Here is a 2,654-nt window from a genome sequence, read left to right as displayed (position 1 = left end):
TTAATATTAAATTTATCCACAATTTATAATAGAAAAAGCCTCTGTTTTTTTAAAACAGGGGTTTTTCAACAAACTGATAAAAATAAGGATTCAATTACTGAATCCTTATTTTTATATATTATTTATCTTATATAAAAGATTAAATATTCTTTAGTGCCAATTATTCATAACTTCATCCCACATCATTTTACCGCATTTTGCAAGTGTTACTGTTCCATAGACGCTGTTAGGTATTCCCATAGATAAAACTGTAAATGAAAAGCTTCCTTTAGATAACCTTATTAATTCCGTATCATTTTCAACTCCATTTTTATCTCCAGTTTTGCTTGAAATTTCATATTTTAAATCATCTGGAATATATAATGCTAGCTTATTTTTTATTTGCTGTCTCGTTAATATATCTATTAACATTTGACTATTATCTTTACTTAAATAAGTTCCATTATAAAGATTCTTCCATACTTTAGCAAGATCATATGCTGATGTCATATTTTCAATTTCATCTTTGACTTTTCTTTCATCAGTAGTTTTTCTATTTAATACAGTATTTTTTAATCCCATGCTTTCTATATCCTTATTTATATTATCTATACCAACTATATCGATAATCTTATTTGCAGCTGTATTATCACTTTGAATTAACATTGCTACTAATAATTCAAAAACTGTATATTCTCTTTCGTTAAATTCATGAATTATTCCTGTTCCATAGACTTTATCTTTTCCATCAATTTTAATTTTATCTAAAAAATCTATTTTTTTATCCTCTACAGATTTAATTAAGGAAACAGCTATAGGTAACTTCATACATCCTGCCGCAATCATCTGAACGTTTTCATTATAAGCATAAATGTAGCCGCTTTTTAAATCCTCGAAAAAGAATCCATATGTTCCAATCCTTGATTCTAAATATTTCTTTATCTCTTTCATAATACCCTCCAGCTTTCTTACCGTATTCTCTGCCTATAATAATTATATCATATTGTCAGAAAATTTTGAAGCATTCAACGAAATAAATTACGTTCAAAAATGGTGGAGAAATCTCCACCACTTATCCTTACCTAATCAGCAAAAGAAATACCTATTTTCTTTGCTATTTGAACTAACTCCCCCTTTGGATCAACTAACTTAGACTTTTGCCCTATAACATTTTCTAAGCTATCACTTGAAATTTTATTGCCTTTTAAACAAACCATTTCTCCAAATTTTCCTTCTGAAATTAATTCAACTGCTCCTACACCATATCTAGTTGAAAGTATTCTATCATAAGTTGATGTAGTACCCCCTCTTTGTATATGACCAAGAACTGTACATCTAACTTCCTTATCTGGTAATAGTGTTTCTAAATCATTAGCTAGTTTATTACCTATTCCCCCTAATCTAATAGGATCCGGGCTATCTGCTACAATCTTTGAAACTACAACTTCTCCATTTTGGGGCTTAGCACCTTCTGCTACAACAACTATACTAAATCTTTTCCCTGAATTTTCTCTTTCTTTTACTTTATCTACAATTTTATTAATATCATACGGTATTTCTGGTAAAAGTATAACATCTGCTGAACCTGCTATCCCAGATTCTAAAGCTATCCATCCAGCTCCTCTTCCCATAACTTCACATATCATTATTCTATGATGTGATTCTGCTGTAGTATGAAGCCTATCTAAAGCTTCCGTAGCAACATCAATAGCCGTATTAAACCCAAAAGTTACATCTGTAGATGCTAAATCATTATCAATAGTTTTAGGAACTCCTATAACTTTAACACCCTTTCTTGCAAAATCTCTTGCAGAAGTTAATGTTCCATCTCCTCCAATTACAACTAATACATCTACTCCCTCTTTTTTTAAGTTTTCTACAGCAACATCTGAAACATCTTTCTTAATAATTGCTCCATCTTCTTCTACTTGATAATCAAATAAGTTATCTTTGTTAGAACTATACAATATAGTTCCTCCTCTATGAAGAATCCCAGAAACAGCATCCAAAGTTAGAGGTATAAAATCATTATTATATAGTCCTCTGTAACCAAACTTATAACCAATTACTTCTATCCCGTAATTTAAGATAGCTGCTCTTGTTACTGATCTTATAACTGCATTTAATCCTGGACAATCTCCACCACCTGTTAGTAATGCTATTTTTTTTACTTGTTGTTCCATAAAAATTCCCCCTACCCATTTAATTACCTTATAAATCAAAATTTTTAGTTATTTTCTATCAAAAATTTATTTCTAATAGTTTTTATCTTTAAAGTTTTTCCAAAATATGTTTTTTATTTTCATCTTTATAATAACATAAAGATTTTATAGTTAAAAGTATAATTATTTATATTTTCAGAATTTTTATAATTTGTAAAATGTTTTATTTTTTATATTTTTTAATATAATATACAATTATTTATTTCTTATCTTGAATAAAAAATTATATATAATAGTTAATTAATATATATTAAATTGAATTTAGTAAAAATAAAAAAAGTGTTAAAATATCATATCCAGGTTCCGTCGCAAGCTCCAAGTCACCTTGCTATGATATTTTAACACTTTCAAACTGAAGGAAGGAAAGTATAAATATTTAGTAATAAGTCATAACTTTTTATACTTTCCTCGTATAATAAAATTATAAAAGCTAATACGAATATTATTACTTTT

2 protein-coding genes are annotated in these 2,654 nt (G+C 27.8%); both read right to left on the bottom strand.

What is annotated here, in order from left to right; translation table 11 throughout:
* Positions 1–150: 150 nt before the first annotated feature.
* Entirely contained in the window at positions 151–930 is a 780-nt protein-coding gene (locus tag H9660_RS16015; protein ID WP_191751368.1) for a serine hydrolase, read from the bottom strand.
* Between the two features lie 131 nt (positions 931–1,061).
* Complete coding sequence (locus tag H9660_RS16010) at positions 1,062–2,162, bottom strand: 6-phosphofructokinase (RefSeq protein WP_191751367.1); 1,101 nt, start codon at positions 2,160–2,162, stop codon at positions 1,062–1,064.
* Positions 2,163–2,654: the final 492 nt, after the last annotated feature.

This window comes from Clostridium gallinarum (assembly GCF_014836325.1).
In the GTDB taxonomy this organism is placed as follows: domain Bacteria; phylum Bacillota; class Clostridia; order Clostridiales; family Clostridiaceae; genus Clostridium; species Clostridium gallinarum.
Note: the sequence above shows the minus strand (reverse complement) of the source record. Positions and strands in the feature narration are given on the sequence as shown.

Bases quoted from the DNA above. Each gene is read 5' to 3' on its own strand.
- H9660_RS16010 (WP_191751367.1), bottom strand. From the start codon at position 2,162: ATGGAACAACAAGTAAAAAAAATAGCATTACTAACAGGTGGTGGAGAT.
- H9660_RS16015 (WP_191751368.1), bottom strand. From the start codon at position 930: ATGAAAGAGATAAAGAAATATTTAGAATCAAGGATTGGAACATATGGA.